The sequence below is a fragment of the Pseudoalteromonas sp. G5_S1_54_S4 genome, assembly GCF_054968565.1.
In genome coordinates, this window is the sequence record NZ_JBQKUL010000001.1 from 226379 (window position 1) to 240732 (window position 14354).

The 14354-nt window shown below is 39.0% G+C and carries 19 protein-coding genes and 2 tRNA genes; 9 read left to right on the forward strand and 12 right to left on the reverse strand.

Features of this window, described 5'->3' with window-relative positions:
• Positions 1–23: 23 nt before the first annotated feature.
• Entirely contained in the window at positions 24–617 is a 594-nt protein-coding gene (locus ACTRWE_RS01040; protein WP_024603067.1) for a tRNA-uridine aminocarboxypropyltransferase, read from the reverse strand.
• A gap of 132 nt (positions 618–749) precedes the next feature.
• On the opposite strand from ACTRWE_RS01040, the gene ACTRWE_RS01045 reads away from it, so the two are divergent.
• Both ACTRWE_RS01045 and ACTRWE_RS01050 read left to right on the forward strand, forming a co-directional pair.
• The gene (locus ACTRWE_RS01045; RefSeq protein WP_013465049.1) at positions 750–1094 is read left to right on the forward strand and encodes an Hpt domain-containing protein; all 345 of its coding nucleotides are present in this window, start codon (positions 750–752) and stop codon (positions 1092–1094) included.
• A 128-nt stretch (positions 1095–1222) separates the two neighbouring features.
• The gene (locus ACTRWE_RS01050; protein ID WP_016900382.1) at positions 1223–2440 is read left to right on the forward strand and encodes a pyridoxal phosphate-dependent aminotransferase; all 1218 of its coding nucleotides are present in this window, start codon (positions 1223–1225) and stop codon (positions 2438–2440) included.
• 34 nt (positions 2441–2474) lie between these two features.
• Here the strand turns inward: ACTRWE_RS01050 and ACTRWE_RS01055 are convergent, their stop codons facing one another.
• From ACTRWE_RS01055 to mnmA, 5 genes are all read right to left on the reverse strand, one after another.
• Complete coding sequence (locus ACTRWE_RS01055; RefSeq protein WP_013465047.1) at positions 2475–2933, reverse strand: GNAT family N-acetyltransferase; 459 nt, start codon at positions 2931–2933, stop codon at positions 2475–2477.
• Positions 2934–2942: 9 nt separating this feature from the next.
• On the reverse strand, positions 2943–4085 hold the full coding sequence (locus tag ACTRWE_RS01060; RefSeq protein WP_024603066.1) for a ribosomal protein uL16 3-hydroxylase: 1143 nt from the start codon (positions 4083–4085) through the stop codon (positions 2943–2945).
• A gap of 80 nt (positions 4086–4165) precedes the next feature.
• Positions 4166–5536 (reverse strand): adenylosuccinate lyase, encoded by a 1371-nt coding sequence (purB, locus tag ACTRWE_RS01065; protein ID WP_462879322.1) that lies wholly within the window; start codon positions 5534–5536, stop codon positions 4166–4168.
• A 31-nt stretch (positions 5537–5567) separates the two neighbouring features.
• Positions 5568–6170 (reverse strand): high frequency lysogenization protein HflD, encoded by a 603-nt coding sequence (gene hflD, locus ACTRWE_RS01070; RefSeq protein ID WP_024603064.1) that lies wholly within the window; start codon positions 6168–6170, stop codon positions 5568–5570.
• The gene (gene mnmA / locus ACTRWE_RS01075; RefSeq protein WP_024603063.1) at positions 6170–7270 is read right to left on the reverse strand and encodes a tRNA 2-thiouridine(34) synthase MnmA; all 1101 of its coding nucleotides are present in this window, start codon (positions 7268–7270) and stop codon (positions 6170–6172) included. Before mnmA ends, hflD begins: the two co-directional genes overlap by 1 nt.
• Before the next feature lie 467 nt (positions 7271–7737).
• Here mnmA and ACTRWE_RS01080 point away from each other — a divergent pair, with 467 nt between their 5' ends.
• Positions 7738–9012 carry a sensor domain-containing diguanylate cyclase gene (locus tag ACTRWE_RS01080; RefSeq protein ID WP_024603062.1) on the forward strand — a complete coding sequence of 425 codons (1275 nt, stop codon included), beginning with the start codon at positions 7738–7740 and terminating at the stop codon, positions 9010–9012.
• Between the two features lie 57 nt (positions 9013–9069).
• Here the strand turns inward: ACTRWE_RS01080 and ACTRWE_RS01085 are convergent, their stop codons facing one another.
• Genes ACTRWE_RS01085 through ACTRWE_RS01110 form a run of 6 tightly spaced genes read right to left on the reverse strand, consistent with a single transcriptional unit; the run spans position 9070 to position 11770 of the window.
• Positions 9070–9747 carry an rRNA large subunit pseudouridine synthase E gene (locus ACTRWE_RS01085; protein ID WP_024603061.1) on the reverse strand — a complete coding sequence of 226 codons (678 nt, stop codon included), beginning with the start codon at positions 9745–9747 and terminating at the stop codon, positions 9070–9072.
• Positions 9747–10076 carry a TusE/DsrC/DsvC family sulfur relay protein gene (locus ACTRWE_RS01090; protein ID WP_010390172.1) on the reverse strand — a complete coding sequence of 110 codons (330 nt, stop codon included), beginning with the start codon at positions 10074–10076 and terminating at the stop codon, positions 9747–9749. Before ACTRWE_RS01090 ends, ACTRWE_RS01085 begins: the two co-directional genes overlap by 1 nt.
• A 3-nt stretch (positions 10077–10079) precedes the next feature.
• Positions 10080–10346 (reverse strand): DsrH/TusB family sulfur metabolism protein, encoded by a 267-nt coding sequence (locus tag ACTRWE_RS01095; protein ID WP_010390171.1) that lies wholly within the window; start codon positions 10344–10346, stop codon positions 10080–10082.
• Positions 10343–10699, reverse strand: coding sequence for a sulfurtransferase complex subunit TusC (gene tusC, locus ACTRWE_RS01100; RefSeq protein WP_024603060.1), 357 nt, complete (start codon positions 10697–10699; stop codon positions 10343–10345). The genes ACTRWE_RS01095 and tusC overlap by 4 nt, the downstream gene beginning before the upstream one ends.
• Entirely contained in the window at positions 10696–11049 is a 354-nt protein-coding gene (gene tusD / locus ACTRWE_RS01105; RefSeq protein WP_054201015.1) for a sulfurtransferase complex subunit TusD, read from the reverse strand. The genes tusC and tusD overlap by 4 nt, the downstream gene beginning before the upstream one ends.
• A gap of 55 nt (positions 11050–11104) precedes the next feature.
• The gene (locus tag ACTRWE_RS01110; RefSeq protein ID WP_008112034.1) at positions 11105–11770 is read right to left on the reverse strand and encodes a Bax inhibitor-1/YccA family protein; all 666 of its coding nucleotides are present in this window, start codon (positions 11768–11770) and stop codon (positions 11105–11107) included.
• Between the two features lie 252 nt (positions 11771–12022).
• On the opposite strand from ACTRWE_RS01110, the gene ACTRWE_RS01115 reads away from it, so the two are divergent.
• From ACTRWE_RS01115 to proQ, 6 genes are all read left to right on the forward strand, one after another.
• Positions 12023–12113 (forward strand) — tRNA-Ser (locus ACTRWE_RS01115).
• Between the two features lie 51 nt (positions 12114–12164).
• Positions 12165–12255, forward strand: a tRNA-Ser gene (locus tag ACTRWE_RS01120).
• A gap of 172 nt (positions 12256–12427) precedes the next feature.
• A complete protein-coding gene (locus ACTRWE_RS01125) occupies positions 12428–12808 on the forward strand; it encodes a hypothetical protein (protein ID WP_008112036.1) in 381 nt (126 codons plus the stop codon).
• Positions 12809–12936: 128 nt separating this feature from the next.
• Positions 12937–13395: a GAF domain-containing protein gene (locus ACTRWE_RS01130; RefSeq protein ID WP_054201014.1), complete on the forward strand. Its 459-nt coding sequence runs from the start codon at positions 12937–12939 to the stop codon at positions 13393–13395.
• Positions 13395–13673, forward strand: a complete 279-nt coding sequence (locus ACTRWE_RS01135) for a hypothetical protein (RefSeq protein ID WP_138606053.1) — start codon at positions 13395–13397, stop codon at positions 13671–13673. The genes ACTRWE_RS01130 and ACTRWE_RS01135 overlap by 1 nt, the downstream gene beginning before the upstream one ends.
• Positions 13674–13689: 16 nt before the next feature.
• A complete protein-coding gene (gene proQ, locus ACTRWE_RS01140) occupies positions 13690–14328 on the forward strand; it encodes an RNA chaperone ProQ (protein ID WP_198523240.1) in 639 nt (212 codons plus the stop codon).
• Positions 14329–14354: the final 26 nt, after the last annotated feature.

The following is a 14354-nucleotide window of genomic DNA, read 5'->3' on the forward strand; positions in this document are numbered from 1 at the left end:
GTTATTTTATTTCAGCTCATACATTACAAGTAACGTGCTTTTACGTGAGCGGGCATGTGTTGGGTTTGTTTTTTTATTAATTCCTCTAATAAACCATACAAGGGCGCAGGGTTTAGTGCTTCTATGAGCCATAAACTATGCGCTACTGCTTCTAGTGTCGATAAACTATCTGCTCTAGGGGCTTTACGAATAGCATAACGGTTGGTGGGAATATGGCTAAAGCTTACCGTTTTAAACTGTTGTAATAACGGGGTTAATTGCAAAATTTTAAAAGCTTTATTCCATGTACCATCAATCACAATTAAATGCGTAATATCTTGAAGGTTTTCTTTACTATTCGGTCGGTCTAATTTTACGGCGCTCTCGCTTGGGTAGAGTAATACGCTCGATTCAATAGGTAGGTTCTGTAAACAGGCGAAGTCTTGATTATTTTCGCCTCTAATAATTTTACAGTGGGTTAAACCCAAAGCTAATAGCTGCGCCGTATTTTTGCTCACTTTTGCTTCATTGGGGTGCTGCAAAATAATAACCTGAGTTTGGTTAGTAACACGGGTAATTGCGCTGCAAATACAAGTGCTTAGCGAAAAGTTACACTGTTTACAATGAGGACGTGCCATTGAATACACTATTTCGTTGGTACATTTGCCGTAATTATACATTTTTGCACTAATAAAGTTGGTTTTTTTTGTGCTTAGATATAGAGTAAGAGATAAGAAGAAAATCGATGGACCGTATTGAAGGGCATGAATATGACAGAGATCAATATTGACGAATCCGCTTTAGAAAGTATGGAATCGCTATTAGGTGAACAATTTCCAGATACGCTGGAATTTTGTTGTGCGGAATTTGAGCGATTGGGTAACGAAGCAATTGCTGCGCTTGGGCAAGATAAAGAGGCTGCTATTCGCCACTCTCATAGCCTTAAATCAAACGCCGCTCAATTTGGTGCGGCAAGTTTAGCCGAAGTTGCTCGTTTAATTGAATATAATTTAAATAACGGGAATGACGAGCAGGCTGTTAATGCAGCCGATGGATTAATGGCGCAAGTTACTGGTTCACAAGCAAAACTAAATGCATGGTTAGCTGGGCGCTAAACGCGTTTCAATAGTAATAAAAAAGAGTGTTAACGTGAATTTTTTTCAGTTTTAAGCGCTTAATTTTCCTAGTAATTCACGGCTATACTGCGTTAGTCTAATGGCTAACTTGCTCTTTAGAGGTAACAATGTCAGAAATAAAAAAGAGTCATAAATTAGACGGCGTCTGTTATGACATCCGAGGTCCCGTTTTAGTGCAAGCTAAAAAAATGGAGGATGAGGGCCAAAAGGTATTAAAGCTTAATATAGGTAACCCCGCCGCATTTGGCTTTGATATGCCAGAAGATATGCATCGCGATATCATCCGTAATTTATATTCAGCTCAAGGATACTGTGACTCTAAAGGTCTTTATTCTGCGCGTGTTGCTATTTATCAGCACTACCAACAGCGTGGCTTACACAATTTAGACGTTGATAATATTTACATTGGCAACGGTGTGAGTGAGCTTATCCAAATGGTTACTCAAGCACTGTTGAATAATGATGATGAAGTGTTAATTCCCGCTCCAGATTATCCGCTTTGGACAGCCTCGGTAAAATTAGCAGGTGGTAATCCGGTTCACTACTTGTGTGATGAAGAGCAAGATTGGTTTCCTGACATTGATGATATTAAGAGTAAAATCACCTCTAAAACCAAAGCATTGGTGCTAATTAATCCTAACAACCCAACCGGGGCTGTGTACAGTGACGCTTTACTTGAAGAATTGATCAATATTGCTCGAGAGCACAAGCTTTTGCTGTTAAGCGATGAAATATACGAGAAAATTCTATACGACGGCGTTACCCATACTTCTATTGGTTCATTATGCGATGATCTCCCTATCATCACCTTTAATGGCTTAGCTAAAACATACCGTGCTGCTGGGCTGAGAATGGGCTGGATGGTGTTAAGTGGTCGCACCGCATTAATGACAGATTTAATTAAAGGCTTAGATATTCTTGCCTCAATGCGTCTTTGTGCCAATGTGCCCGCACAATATGCAATTCAGCAAGCATTGGGTGGCGTTCAGTCAATTGATAGCTTAATTGACCCCGGTGGGCGTTTATATGTGCAACGTGATATTGCTTGGCGCGGCTTAAATGCGATTGATGGAATTAGTTGTAAAAAGCCTAAAGGGGCGCTTTATGCTTTCCCTAAAGTGGATACAGCTAAATTCAATATTAAAAGCGATGAACAAATGATGTTTGATTTGTTAAAAGCAGAAAAAATATTGTTAGTACATGGGCGCGCCTTTAACTGGCCAGAGCCTGATCATTTTAGATTGGTGTTTTTACCTAATAAAGATGATTTATCGAGTGCAATGATGAAAATGCAGCGTTTTTTCAAAGATTACCGACAAGAATAAAGAAAAAAAACGAGCCAAGTGGCTCGTTTTTTCGTTAATGCACTAAAGTAAATGGTCGTGTTTCAAAGCATGCAATAGGGCACTGCATACGTTGCCTTGGGATACCTGCTTCCATAAAGACGTGGCCTTGCACAGTAAACCCATTATTTTTGAATCGTTCTACTTCGTTTAAAATACAATTAATACTGATTGCTTCAATACCTTGCTCCGCTGCTAATTTAACAATGAAATTAAGCAGTGACTTATAAACATTGCGGTTGCGATGCTGCGGCAATACGGCGATTCTACCAATTAAACCATCATTACATAATCGACCTGTGGCAACAGGTGAGTGCATATTATCGGTGACCAGAATATGTTGAGCGAGTGCATCTAAGTTATCAAACTCAATACGTTTAGGAATATGTAACTCATATACAAACACTCGCTCCCTTATATGTTGCAGTTGACTTTTTTCACTTTGCCAATCAACTTTGTCAACCGTATAAACCATGACCTCCTCCTAGCTAAACCAAATACCCTCATTAACCAGTGTAGTAAAAGTTTCGATAAAATCTAGGCTAGGTGTGGTTGCATTAAGCACGCTACTATCAAATTCAATAAAATCAGTAAGCTGTTTTACCGCTTCTAAATCAGATAAGGGTAAAGCGAAGTTTTCGCCATTGATACTCAGAAGTAGCTCTGCATCCATACATTGATAAATAGCACGTGTGCCCCCTAAACGCTCAAATGTTACTTGGTTTTCAAGCAGTTGTTGTATTTGTTCGACACTAAATGGGTCTTCTTCAGGGGCTAAGTCCATATCATGCTTAGGTTGGCTAAGGGTATTACCTAACCAGTGTTTAAATAAACTCTCGTCTTCTAGCAATGCTTGCATTAACGTTTTTACTTTATCGACTTCGCTTTGGGTTAGCTCACCTTTAGAATCACGCAGGGCGAGGGTATGGTCGGTATACCTTTCTTGGCCGCTTTCTGTGTCGATAATATGATCAGCAAAACTTGAAAGTAAATCTTGTTGATTAGGTGCTCTAAAACCGACTGAATAGTTAAGTGCATTCTCAACCGCATAGCCTTCATGAGGACAACCGGGTGGTATATATAAAATATCACCGGGCTCCAAAATACAATCAATTACTGCACTGAAAGCTTCAACTTGCAGTAATGTTTTATTTTGAGCAAACTGTTTTAGTGTTGGGTCGGGTAATCCTACCCGCCAATGGCGCTTACCTTCACCTTGAATAATAAATACATCGTATTGGTCTAGGTGTGGGCCAACACCGCCACCTGGGGTTGAGTAGCTGATCATCAAATCATCTATGCGCCAATTTGGTATAAAGCGAAAAGGTTCAAGTAACTGAGCAGCCTCTGGATGCCAATGATCCACTGCTTGCACGAGTAGTGTCGAGTGCTGATCAGTGAGTATTTCAAAATCGTCAAATGGTCCTTGATGCGATTGCCATTGTTGATTGTGGTTAGTAATAATGCGCGATTCTATGCTGTCTTCCATAGCAAGGCCTGCGAGTTCATTCGCATCAAGTGGGTCTTGAAAATCTTTAAAACCAGCTTTGATCAACAGTGGTTTTTTTTGCCAATATTGACTTAAAAACGCTTGCTCTGATAATTCATTTATTTTTAATTGATACATAGAATGCCTATAACGTTAAGACCTAAATGAAAAAAGCGAAAGGCAGGTACCTTTCGCTTTTTATTAGTAGATTTGAGTGATTAAACTAAATCATCAATAAACTTAACAGCGCGACCAATGTAGTTAGCCGGCGTTAGTTTTTTCATTTCAATTTTTGCAGCTTCTGGTAGGTCTAAACCATCGATGAAATCAGCCATAATTTCTTGATTTACACGTTTACCACGGGTTAAATCTTTTAGCTTTTCATATGGTTTTTCAATACCGTATTTACGCATAACGGTTTGAATTGGCTCAGCGAGCAGCTCCCAGTTTTGGTCAAGCTCATCTGCTAAACGTTGCTCGTTTACTTCAAGTTTGCTTACACCTTTAAGGGTTGATTGGTATGCAATTACCGCATAACCCATACCTACACCTAAGTTACGTAATACGGTTGAGTCAGTTAAATCACGTTGCCAGCGAGACACAGGTAGTTTTTGTGCTAAATGACCAAAGATAGCATTGGCTAAGCCTAAATTACCTTCTGAGTTTTCAAAATCAATCGGGTTCACTTTGTGTGGCATAGTTGATGAGCCAATTTCACCGGCAATGGTTTTTTGCTTAAAGTGATTAAGTGCAATGTAGCCCCACATGTCGCGGTCAAAATCGAGCAAAATGGTATTAAAGCGTGCAATTGCATCAAAAAGCTCTGCTATGTAATCATGCGGTTCAATTTGCGTGGTAAACGGGTTGAGTGTTAAACCTAGGCTAGTTACAAACTTATCGGCGTGGGTATGCCAATCGTAGTCAGGGTACGCACTTAGGTGTGCATTGTAGTTACCCACAGCACCGTTTACTTTACCTAGCATTTCTACTTGTGCAATTTGGTCACGTTGACGCTTTAAACGCATGTAAACATTTGCAAACTCTTTACCCATAGTCGAAGGCGTTGCAGGCTGTCCATGTGTACGAGTCATCATTGGAATGGCTTTGTACTCAATTGCTTTTTCTTTAATGGCGCTTAATAACTCATCACAATAAGGTAAAACGACGTGGTTACGCGCTTCAGTTAACATTAAACCATGAGATAGGTTATTAATATCTTCAGAAGTACAGGCAAAGTGAATAAATTCGTTAATTGCGTGTAGCTCAGCATTATCAGCTACTTTTTCTTTTAGTAAATACTCTACGGCTTTAACATCATGGTTTGTCGTGCGTTCGATGTCTTTAACCCGCTGAGCATCAGCTTCACAGAATTTATCTACAATTGCATTCAACAGCGCATTTGCTTCGTCGCTAAAAGCGGGGACTTCTTTAATCTCGCTTGCTGCAGCTAACGCTTGCAACCAACGCACTTCAACGGTTACGCGGTATTTGATTAATCCAAATTCGCTAAAAATACTGCGTAGTTCAGTGGTTTTGCTGCCGTAGCGACCATCAACCGGAGAGATAGCCGTTAACGCTGAAAGCTCCATAATAACTCCTAAATTTTAGTTTGAACGATAATTAAATTTTTGTTTTAGCTATGGCGAGAATTTTTCTTTTCGCAAAAAAGAAATGACGACGTTTGCCGCCCATTTGTCGCCATAATACTGCACTGCGAATTCCGGCTAAAAGTAATGCGCGGATTTTATTTTGCGTGAGCTGCTGTTTTAATAACTCGGGTTTACCATAAACCTGAATTCGGTGCCCAAGGGGGCTTAGCACCGACGAGTATATATCTGCTAAACCGGCAACAACACTGTCATCGGTAATAGCAAAATGGTCTAAACGACGATGAATATCATCAATACGTTTACCTAATTCATTGAGGCTTTTACTGTTAGCACTAAGAGCACGCTCTAACTGCATTAAACCACCCACATATTTGACTATTTCTACATCTTTTTGAGCACCGGCACTCAGTTGTGCCATCAATGTTTTATAGCCATCACGTAAGTTATGCTCACCTTGATACACATCTTCAGGGGACGCTGGCGAGGTTTGCACAATACTTGATAATAAAATCGATAAATCTTGTTCATCACCGCGGCCATATTGGGCAACCTTCTGAACTTGCTTAGCCACTTGGCACATGGCAGCAAGCGCCATGACTTGATGTTGATTCATTATTTGATCACCGAGTCAATAATACCACCACCTAAACACACTTCATTAGCGTAAAATACGGCAGATTGTCCTGGGGTTACCGCTTTTTGTGGCTCATCAAATAATACACGTGCCATACCATCTTCACCGACTAACAAGGTACAGCTTAAGTCTTCTTGACGGTAGCGTGTTTTTACGGTGCAACGAGTAGTACCTTGAGGACCAACACGATCTACCCAGTGTAATTGGTTGGCATTTAGGCCATTACTGTAAAGGCGAGGGTGATTTTTACCTTGGCCCACAATCAATACATTGCGTTCAACATCTTTGGCTACAACATACCAAGGTTCGCCTGAGCCTTCTTTCATACCACCAATTAACAAGCCTTTGCGCTGACCTAAGGTGTGGTACATCAACCCTTCATGCTCACCAACGTTGTTACCATCTGTGTCTTCAATAACACCAGGTTGAGCAGGTAAGAATTTTTGTAAGAAATCTTTAAATTTACGCTCACCGATAAAACAAATACCAGTACTGTCTTTTTTATCGTGGGTAATTAAATCTTGCTCTTCAGCAATACGGCGCACTTCTGGCTTGGCAATATCTCCAACAGGGAACAGCGTTTGCGCGATATGTTCATGGCTCAATGTGTACAAAAAGTAGCTTTGATCTTTATTATCATCTAGGCCACGGCACATAACATATTTATCATCTCTGAGCTCACGACGCACGTAGTGGCCCGTTGCTATAAAGTCAGCACCTAGTGCTTGAGCCGCAAATTCTAAAAAGGCTTTAAATTTAATTTCTTTGTTACACATGATGTCTGGGTTAGGTGTGCGACCAGCTTTGTACTCAGCTAAAAAGTATTCGAATACGTTGTCCCAGTATTCCGCTGCAAAGTTAACGGTATGAAGTTCAATACCTAATTTGTCACAGACAGCTTGGGCATCTTTTAAATCTTCAGCGGCAGCGCAATATTCATCATTGTCATCTTCTTCCCAGTTCTTCATAAACAAGCCTTCTACTTGGTAGCCTTGTTGTTTTAATAAATATGCAGATACAGAAGAATCAACACCGCCGGACATACCAACGATGACTTTAATGTGACTATTTTCGCTCATGAATAATTTCGCTTATACAGATTACTGTTAACTTGGAAAGGCCGCGATTATAGCATGTATTTTGTAAGTGCTTAAAGAGAGGAAGGGCTATTGAATAGATTTTGTTGCTTTTTTTTATGTTGGTTAGGGATGATTTACTCTTTGTTAGTCGATTTTTACTTAGCCGATTAGATTACACATTTTGCGGTGCTATTATAGCCCCTTTGTTTGAACACATTTTAATTTGCAAAGAACAACAGGTCCAAGATGTCAGGCCATTAAATTATAAACACTCATTTAAGTTATAAATGATGAGTAAATGTTGTTTATTTAAGGTGTTAGTACTATTTATAGAATATCAAAGAATATATTTATTATTGTTCATTAACAAACCTTTACAACCAAATGATTATGCAATACCTTTAGATGAGTTTAAATTGAATAAACACTCAAATAAGTATTTATAATATAGTCAATGGAATGAATATATGAATTATGCTTCTCAAGCACAAAAGGTAAAATCTTACGTTGTTGAGTTATCAACAAAGGTACAACGCGATGATTGCTTAGTAGCAGAACAATTACCACATAACGTTAAAGAATCAGCTTACCAACTGTTTTATCAAACCATTAGGGTTCCTCGTCCTTACCGCTTTGAAGAACCCAACCCTATTTCAGCGCTATTTAGACTCATTGAACATTCTTTAGACTTTATTAATCCCTTTCAACAAGTCATTTTAAAGCAGCTAGAAAAGTGGTGGTTAGAATGGCATTTTGTTGCCACTATGAATGCTTCTCTTGAAATGAAACACGTTGAACAGCAGCGTTTTGTTAGTAGTGCAACTGAACATCCAATGCGAAAACATGAGCTGAGCCATTATGCAAAATTATTTACTATTTTGCCTTTGCCCGTGTGTAATGTTTGTATGGTAACTGGCGATATTTTAAAGCTTAATCAACGGTTTGTAGATGTATTTGGCTATACAATTGATGATATCCCTAATTTAAAACAGTGGTGGAAGGTCGCGTATCCTGAGCCTAGTTATAGAGAGTCTGCTCAAACGATGTGGGGTGAGTCTTTAGCGCAGGCAAATAAAAATAATGACGATATTCCTGCTAATGACTATCAAATTGTATGTAAAGATGGTTCGAAAGTGATAATGCAAGTGTCAGGTATTAGTGTAGAAAGTGAATTTATTGCTGTATTTAACGATGCGACGGAGCGTTTGAAAACCCAAGAGATACTCAGCGATATGGCCTTTTTAGACTCATTGACTAAAATTGCCAACAGACGCCGTTTTGACGAAAAATTACATGCTGAATTTAAAAAACTGATAAAAGTAAATACTCAACTTTCTATGATCATTATTGATATAGATAATTTCAAAAAATTTAATGATAGGTATGGTCATATTGCAGGGGATAAGTGTTTACATAGCGTAGCGCAAAAGCTAGCAGAAACAGTCAGTCGTCCTGAGGACTTTGTAGCGCGCTATGGCGGAGAAGAGTTTGTTGTTTTACTCCCACAAACAGATAATCAAGGTGCACTCTTTATTGCAGAACAAATACAAAAATCTATTGAAGATTTAGCGATAGCTCATGAAGATAGTTTTACTGGCTTTCTCTCTGTGAGTATGGGAGTTCATACGGTAAAACATGGCGAAAAAACTAACCATGTCGATTTCTTTAAAGCAACGGATAGTGCGCTGTATTATGCAAAAAGGCAGGGCAGAAATTGTATTGCCTTAGGAAGGCATGAATAACACAGCATATTTAACCTTTGCTTTTAATACCAGATAAGCAAAGGCTAACGTAAAGTATTAACTGTTGGTTGGTGGTCCACTGATTTTATATTGACCTGTTTCAATTCCATCGAGTGTGTATTTACCAATACTATAGCGAATTAACCGTAACGTTGGGTGGCCAATGTGTGCGGTCATTCGTCGAACTTGACGGTTTTTCCCCTCGTTTATAGTGATACTCAACCAAGATGTTGGAATTGATTTACGTTCTCTCACTGGGGGAGTGCGTGGCCAAAGCGCTGGTTCATCGATTAACTTTACCTGTGCAGGTAAGGTTAATCCATCTTTGAGTTCGACCCCTTGACTGAGCGCATCAATAGATGCTTCTGTAGGCACCCCCTCAACTTGTACCCAGTACGTTTTGTTGGTTTTTTTACCAGGAGCGGTTAAGGTATTTTGTAATTTCCCGCAATTGGTCAATAATAACAAGCCTTCGCTGTCTCTGTCTAAGCGACCCGCAGCATAAACATCTTTAATAGGAATAAAATTAGCCAGAGTTTGTCTATTTTGCTCGTCTGTGAATTGGCAAAGGACATCATAAGGTTTGTTAAATAAAATAACTTTTTTATCGCTTTGGGCTATCTGTGGCTTAATTGCTCTTTTTATCGGGCTCTTTTTTACAGCACTGCGCGAATATGTACGACCTGTATTGCGTTTACTTGTTGAAGATGACGTGTTTTTAGCTTTGTGTTTCATTAAATACACCGTGCAGGTTTAGGTAAGCCGGCAATTTTAGTGGCTTGTTTGGCCGGTCCCTTCGGAAAAAGCTTATACAGGTACATGCTATTACCTTTATCCTCACCGAGCGCTTTAGCCATGGCTTTGACTAACATTCTAATGGCTGGACTAGTGTTATATTCAAGATAAAACTCTCGCACAAAGTTAACAACTTCCCAATGCTGCTCAGTTAATGTGATGTTTTCTTGCTCTGCAATAACATTGGCTAACTCTTTTGACCAAACAGTATGATCTAGCAAATAACCTTGTTTATCAGTGTCTATTGTTTGATTATTAAATTCCAACATGGTTCACCAAGTAATTGATTGTTTTGCAGTTAAACTGAGGGTAACAAACTCATCATAGCTAATTGCTTTGTCGTTCATATTTAATGATATATCTCGAGCTTCTGCATCATCTTTTAAAATATAAAGTGAGTCAGCAAATTGTCTATATTGCCCTTTTGCAAAGCAAGCGTCACCCACGAGTAAAACACTGTCTGTGAGCATAATTAGATTATCTAAGCTGTGGGTACTGTAGTAATTCAGTGGTTTTGAAAAAATATGTAAAGTACTCATAGGGTCACCACATGCTGCTGATTGTGAATTAACTGTTTTTGGGCATTAAAGTTTACTATGTTTGCCTCAATGAGTAGTTCACTTTTACTTAAACCATAATCAATCAGTGACTTTTCACAAACGTAAATATTTTCAACATCATAGATTTCCAACATTTTAATGTTTTTAAAAAAATCTTTGATACCTAAACTATTTGGCTTTTGGTTTTTTTTAAGCGCTAACACAGCTGGGCCGCTAAACAACCAGCTAATATTTTGATCTACGGCAGCAAAAATAAGGGTCATATCAAGTGCATCGCGGATATGCATGTCATCAAATGGGCTTGACTGACTAATTACGAGTACATTAATCATTTAAATTGTATCCATTTATCTGCTTCACTGGCCAGCATGGCAAATTCAGCTAAGCCTGCAACAGCAAATGCGCCGGTATTTTTTATATCTAAGCCTCGCTTTTCAGCCGCAGTAACGCATAACATTAGATTTATATTTTTTTCAGCCAGTTGCTGCCAAAGCGAGGGAGTACTTAACTCATCTGAGGCTAACTCAAAATGAGTTGAAGCATGATAAATAGCATCTTGGTATAAAAATAACGCATCAACGCTATGTCCCTGCGCTAGGCAGGCATGAGCAAACTTAACAATACGTTGAGTGGTATCGTGATCTGATGGTGGAGTATGTAAAGAAAGTACAAAGCGTGCCAAAACTATTCCAATAAAAAAGCCCCAATAAAGGGGCTATTTTAACAGAACTATTTAATTAGTCATTATTTGCGCCAAGTAAGGCAAGTAATGAAGTAAATAGGTTATATACGCTAAGGTATAAAGATACAGTTGCACGGATATAATTTGTTTCGCCGCCGTTAATGATTCTGCTCGTATCGAACAAAATTAGGCCAGACATGATTAATACAACTGCTGCGTTTAGAACCATAAACATTAACGAGCTACCTAAGAAAATATTTACAATACTTGCCACGATAACCACAATTAAGCCTACAGTTAAAAAGCCACCCATGAATGAGAAGTCTTTTTTAGTGTTAAGCGCATAAGCAGATAAACCAAAGAAGATTAACGCCGTAGAACCTAGCGCTTGCATAATTAGCATAGGGCCATTAGGTAATTGTGCGTAGTGATTTAGTAGAGGGCCTAAGCCTGCTCCCATTAATCCTGTAAACGCAAACACCCAAAATACACCAGATGCTGTATCTGCTTTTTTATTAACAACAAAAAGTAGACCAAATGAAACTAGTGTGAATACAAGTCCCATAAAGTAAGGTAATTGCAGTGCCATTGAAATACCGGCAGTGACTGCACTAAATGCAAGTGTCATTGCAAGTAAGAAATAAGTGTTTTTAAGCACTTTGTTTGTTTCAATGGTCGACATTACCGGCTTTGCAGTATTGTACGATTGATTAAACGCCATTGTAGAGCTCCTGTAAGTGAAACTAAGTAGTTCCTGTAATTTAACTAAAATTAGATTACCAACTCTTATATGTTTGGGCAAACCTTTGTAGATCAATAGACAACTAAATTTAAATAAAAGTTCATTTGCCGGTTAGGATTTGCTCTCATTGCTTTATGTTTAAACAAATTAGTTGTTTTTTAATCACTTGAACAAAAAAATGAAAAAAAAGCTTCACAAAGCCCAAGGGTTTCCCTATTATTCAGGCCGTGCGGAGAGATGGCAGAGTGGTCGAATGCACCGGTCTTGAAAACCGGCAGGGGTTTATAGCCCCTCTAGGGTTCAAATCCCTATCTCTCCACCACCTTATTAAAATAATTATGAGTACACTCTTACTTGTAGTTTATGCACTTTCGGAGAGATGGCAGAGTGGTCGAATGCACCGGTCTTGAAAACCGGCAGGGGTTTATAGCCCCTCTAGGGTTCAAATCCCTATCTCTCCACCATTATCAGATAAGCCCGCTATTTGCGGGCTTTTTTGTGCCTCATATTCGCTATATCTTTTTCAAAACCAAGCATATTCAGTTAAAAAATACGACCATAGTCTCTATTTATAAGCTATGGCTCTTAGTGCATGCTTAGAAATTAAAGATTTATGTTTTTGTTAAGGATCTTACAATGAAACATCAACTCGCAAAAAGTGTCGCACTTTCATTATTATCTCCCGTTATTATTGGTAGTATGTTGGGGATTTACTACGCATTGACTATGCGCGGTGACGCGGTTTCTATTTTTTTAGGACTATTAATGACCGCTATTGCTAACGCGCACATAGTGGGTTTAACTATGGCCGCGTTTGTAGTGCCGGGTTATTTACTTATGTTTAAGTATTCTAAGGTAAATTATTCTGGAGTATTAACACTGGGCTTGCTGGGTGGCGCTATTTTTAGTTATCTTTTGAGCGCCACTACAGGCGAGATCTTTTTAATCAATAGTGTGATGTCAGGGTTTGCCGCTGGACTGTTTTTATTCGGCCTGCGTAAATCGGTACAAAGTTAATTGCGGAATATTTAATCAAGTGTGTCGTAAAACCATGTAATTTCCTTTTTTTTACCCGCAAAAGGTTTCAATTTTTAGTGACAAAGAGTACCTTTAGCTACTGTATGTTTAATAAGAAGTAGTTTGGTATGCAAAAGCACGATTTTTACCAGTCATTAGTTAAGCAAACTGAATCGCTGATAGGCGGTGAATCAAACATAATTGCCAATATGGCAAATATAAGCGCGCTGTTATTTACCTCTTTAGAAGATGTGAATTGGGCGGGCTTTTATTTTATGGATTCACCATCAGAATTGGTACTTGGTCCATTTCAAGGCAATCCAGCTTGTATTCGTATTCCAGTAGGAAAAGGGGTATGTGGCACTGCTGCGGCGACCGAGCAAACCCAATTAATTTCAGATGTGCATGCTTTTGACGGTCATATAGCCTGTGATGCAGCATCAAATTCTGAGATAGTTGTACCTATCATGAAAAATGGATCTGTATTTGCGGTACTAGACATAGATAGCCCAAGTATTGGCCGATTTGATACTGATGACCAAGCAGGGCTTGAAGCACTTGTAAAATGCTTAGAGGCTAGCCTGTAATGAAAGACTTGCTAAATGTTCAAGACTACCTTTTTGCCGTTCAAGATGTTGGTGATTGGGAAGGGGATGAAGAACATGTAGCGGAAACGCTCAATGATTTGATTCACATGGCATGGGATCGTCTTCCTGATGATTTAGACTGTGATTCAATTGATGAAATTATAAATGGTATTTGGGAACATTTACGTGGTGATATGGCTGTGATTGAAGCTGACTTTGAAGAGTTAGTTGATTGGTGTATCCACTATGTTGATTCTGCCCTTGATGAAAAGATGTGATTAAATAGGTTCTAAAATGGAAACCACAAACAAGCTAAAAGATATTAATGAAGTATTGGAGTTCTTATACCAAGAATTTCCACAATGTTTTAAACAAAAAGAGGGCATTCAGCCGCTTAAAGTAGGTATTTTCAAAGATATCGCTGAGCGCATTGAAGGGTCTGAAAAAGTTAGTAAGACACAAGTTCGTCAAGCACTTAGAAAATACACCTCTAACTGGCGCTACCTTGAGGCAGTTACTAAATCTGAATTTAGAATCGATCTTGACGGAAATCAAGGCGAAAAAGTTGAGCAAGAGCATATTGACCACGCACAAAAAGCGTTGGAAGAAAGCCGTGCTAAAATGGCAAAGCGTAAAAAGCAGCAGCGTCCTCGTCAAGATTCAGATGCAAAATCTTTCAAAAAGAAACCAGCTCATGCGGCTAAAAACTCACCGGCTGCAGCAAAACCTGCAAAAGCCGCTGCACCTAAGCGTTCAGGAAAAGTTGAACCTTTACCTGCAGGCGAGGTCAAGGTTAATAATAAGGTTAAGGTTAAACTTGGCCAAGCACTTGTTAATGCAGTAATCACTGAAGTAAACAAAGACGATGTTCACGTTGAATTAGTGACCGGTATGCAAGTAAAAACCAAAGCCGACAGCTTATACATCATTTAAGTTGCGAAAAAAATTAAGGAGTTGTG

Bases quoted from the DNA above. Each gene is read 5' to 3' on its own strand.
- ACTRWE_RS01055 (WP_013465047.1), bottom strand. From the start codon at position 2,933: ATGGTTTATACGGTTGACAAAGTTGATTGGCAAAGTGAAAAAAGTCAA.
- proQ (WP_198523240.1), top strand. From the start codon at position 13,690: ATGGAAACCACAAACAAGCTAAAAGATATTAATGAAGTATTGGAGTTC.
- ACTRWE_RS01085 (WP_024603061.1), bottom strand. From the start codon at position 9,747: ATGAAACACAAAGCTAAAAACACGTCATCTTCAACAAGTAAACGCAAT.
- ACTRWE_RS01060 (WP_024603066.1), bottom strand. From the start codon at position 4,085: ATGTATCAATTAAAAATAAATGAATTATCAGAGCAAGCGTTTTTAAGT.
- purB (WP_462879322.1), bottom strand. From the start codon at position 5,536: ATGGAGCTTTCAGCGTTAACGGCTATCTCTCCGGTTGATGGTCGCTAC.
- ACTRWE_RS01135 (WP_138606053.1), top strand. From the start codon at position 13,395: ATGAAAGACTTGCTAAATGTTCAAGACTACCTTTTTGCCGTTCAAGAT.
- ACTRWE_RS01040 (WP_024603067.1), bottom strand. From the start codon at position 617: ATGGCACGTCCTCATTGTAAACAGTGTAACTTTTCGCTAAGCACTTGT.
- ACTRWE_RS01045 (WP_013465049.1), top strand. From the start codon at position 750: ATGACAGAGATCAATATTGACGAATCCGCTTTAGAAAGTATGGAATCG.
- ACTRWE_RS01080 (WP_024603062.1), top strand. From the start codon at position 7,738: ATGAATTATGCTTCTCAAGCACAAAAGGTAAAATCTTACGTTGTTGAG.
- tusC (WP_024603060.1), bottom strand. From the start codon at position 10,699: ATGATTAATGTACTCGTAATTAGTCAGTCAAGCCCATTTGATGACATG.
- mnmA (WP_024603063.1), bottom strand. From the start codon at position 7,270: ATGAGCGAAAATAGTCACATTAAAGTCATCGTTGGTATGTCCGGCGGT.
- ACTRWE_RS01125 (WP_008112036.1), top strand. From the start codon at position 12,428: ATGAAACATCAACTCGCAAAAAGTGTCGCACTTTCATTATTATCTCCC.
- ACTRWE_RS01130 (WP_054201014.1), top strand. From the start codon at position 12,937: ATGCAAAAGCACGATTTTTACCAGTCATTAGTTAAGCAAACTGAATCG.
- hflD (WP_024603064.1), bottom strand. From the start codon at position 6,170: ATGAATCAACATCAAGTCATGGCGCTTGCTGCCATGTGCCAAGTGGCT.
- ACTRWE_RS01050 (WP_016900382.1), top strand. From the start codon at position 1,223: ATGTCAGAAATAAAAAAGAGTCATAAATTAGACGGCGTCTGTTATGAC.
- ACTRWE_RS01110 (WP_008112034.1), bottom strand. From the start codon at position 11,770: ATGGCGTTTAATCAATCGTACAATACTGCAAAGCCGGTAATGTCGACC.
- ACTRWE_RS01095 (WP_010390171.1), bottom strand. From the start codon at position 10,346: ATGAGTACTTTACATATTTTTTCAAAACCACTGAATTACTACAGTACC.
- ACTRWE_RS01090 (WP_010390172.1), bottom strand. From the start codon at position 10,076: ATGTTGGAATTTAATAATCAAACAATAGACACTGATAAACAAGGTTAT.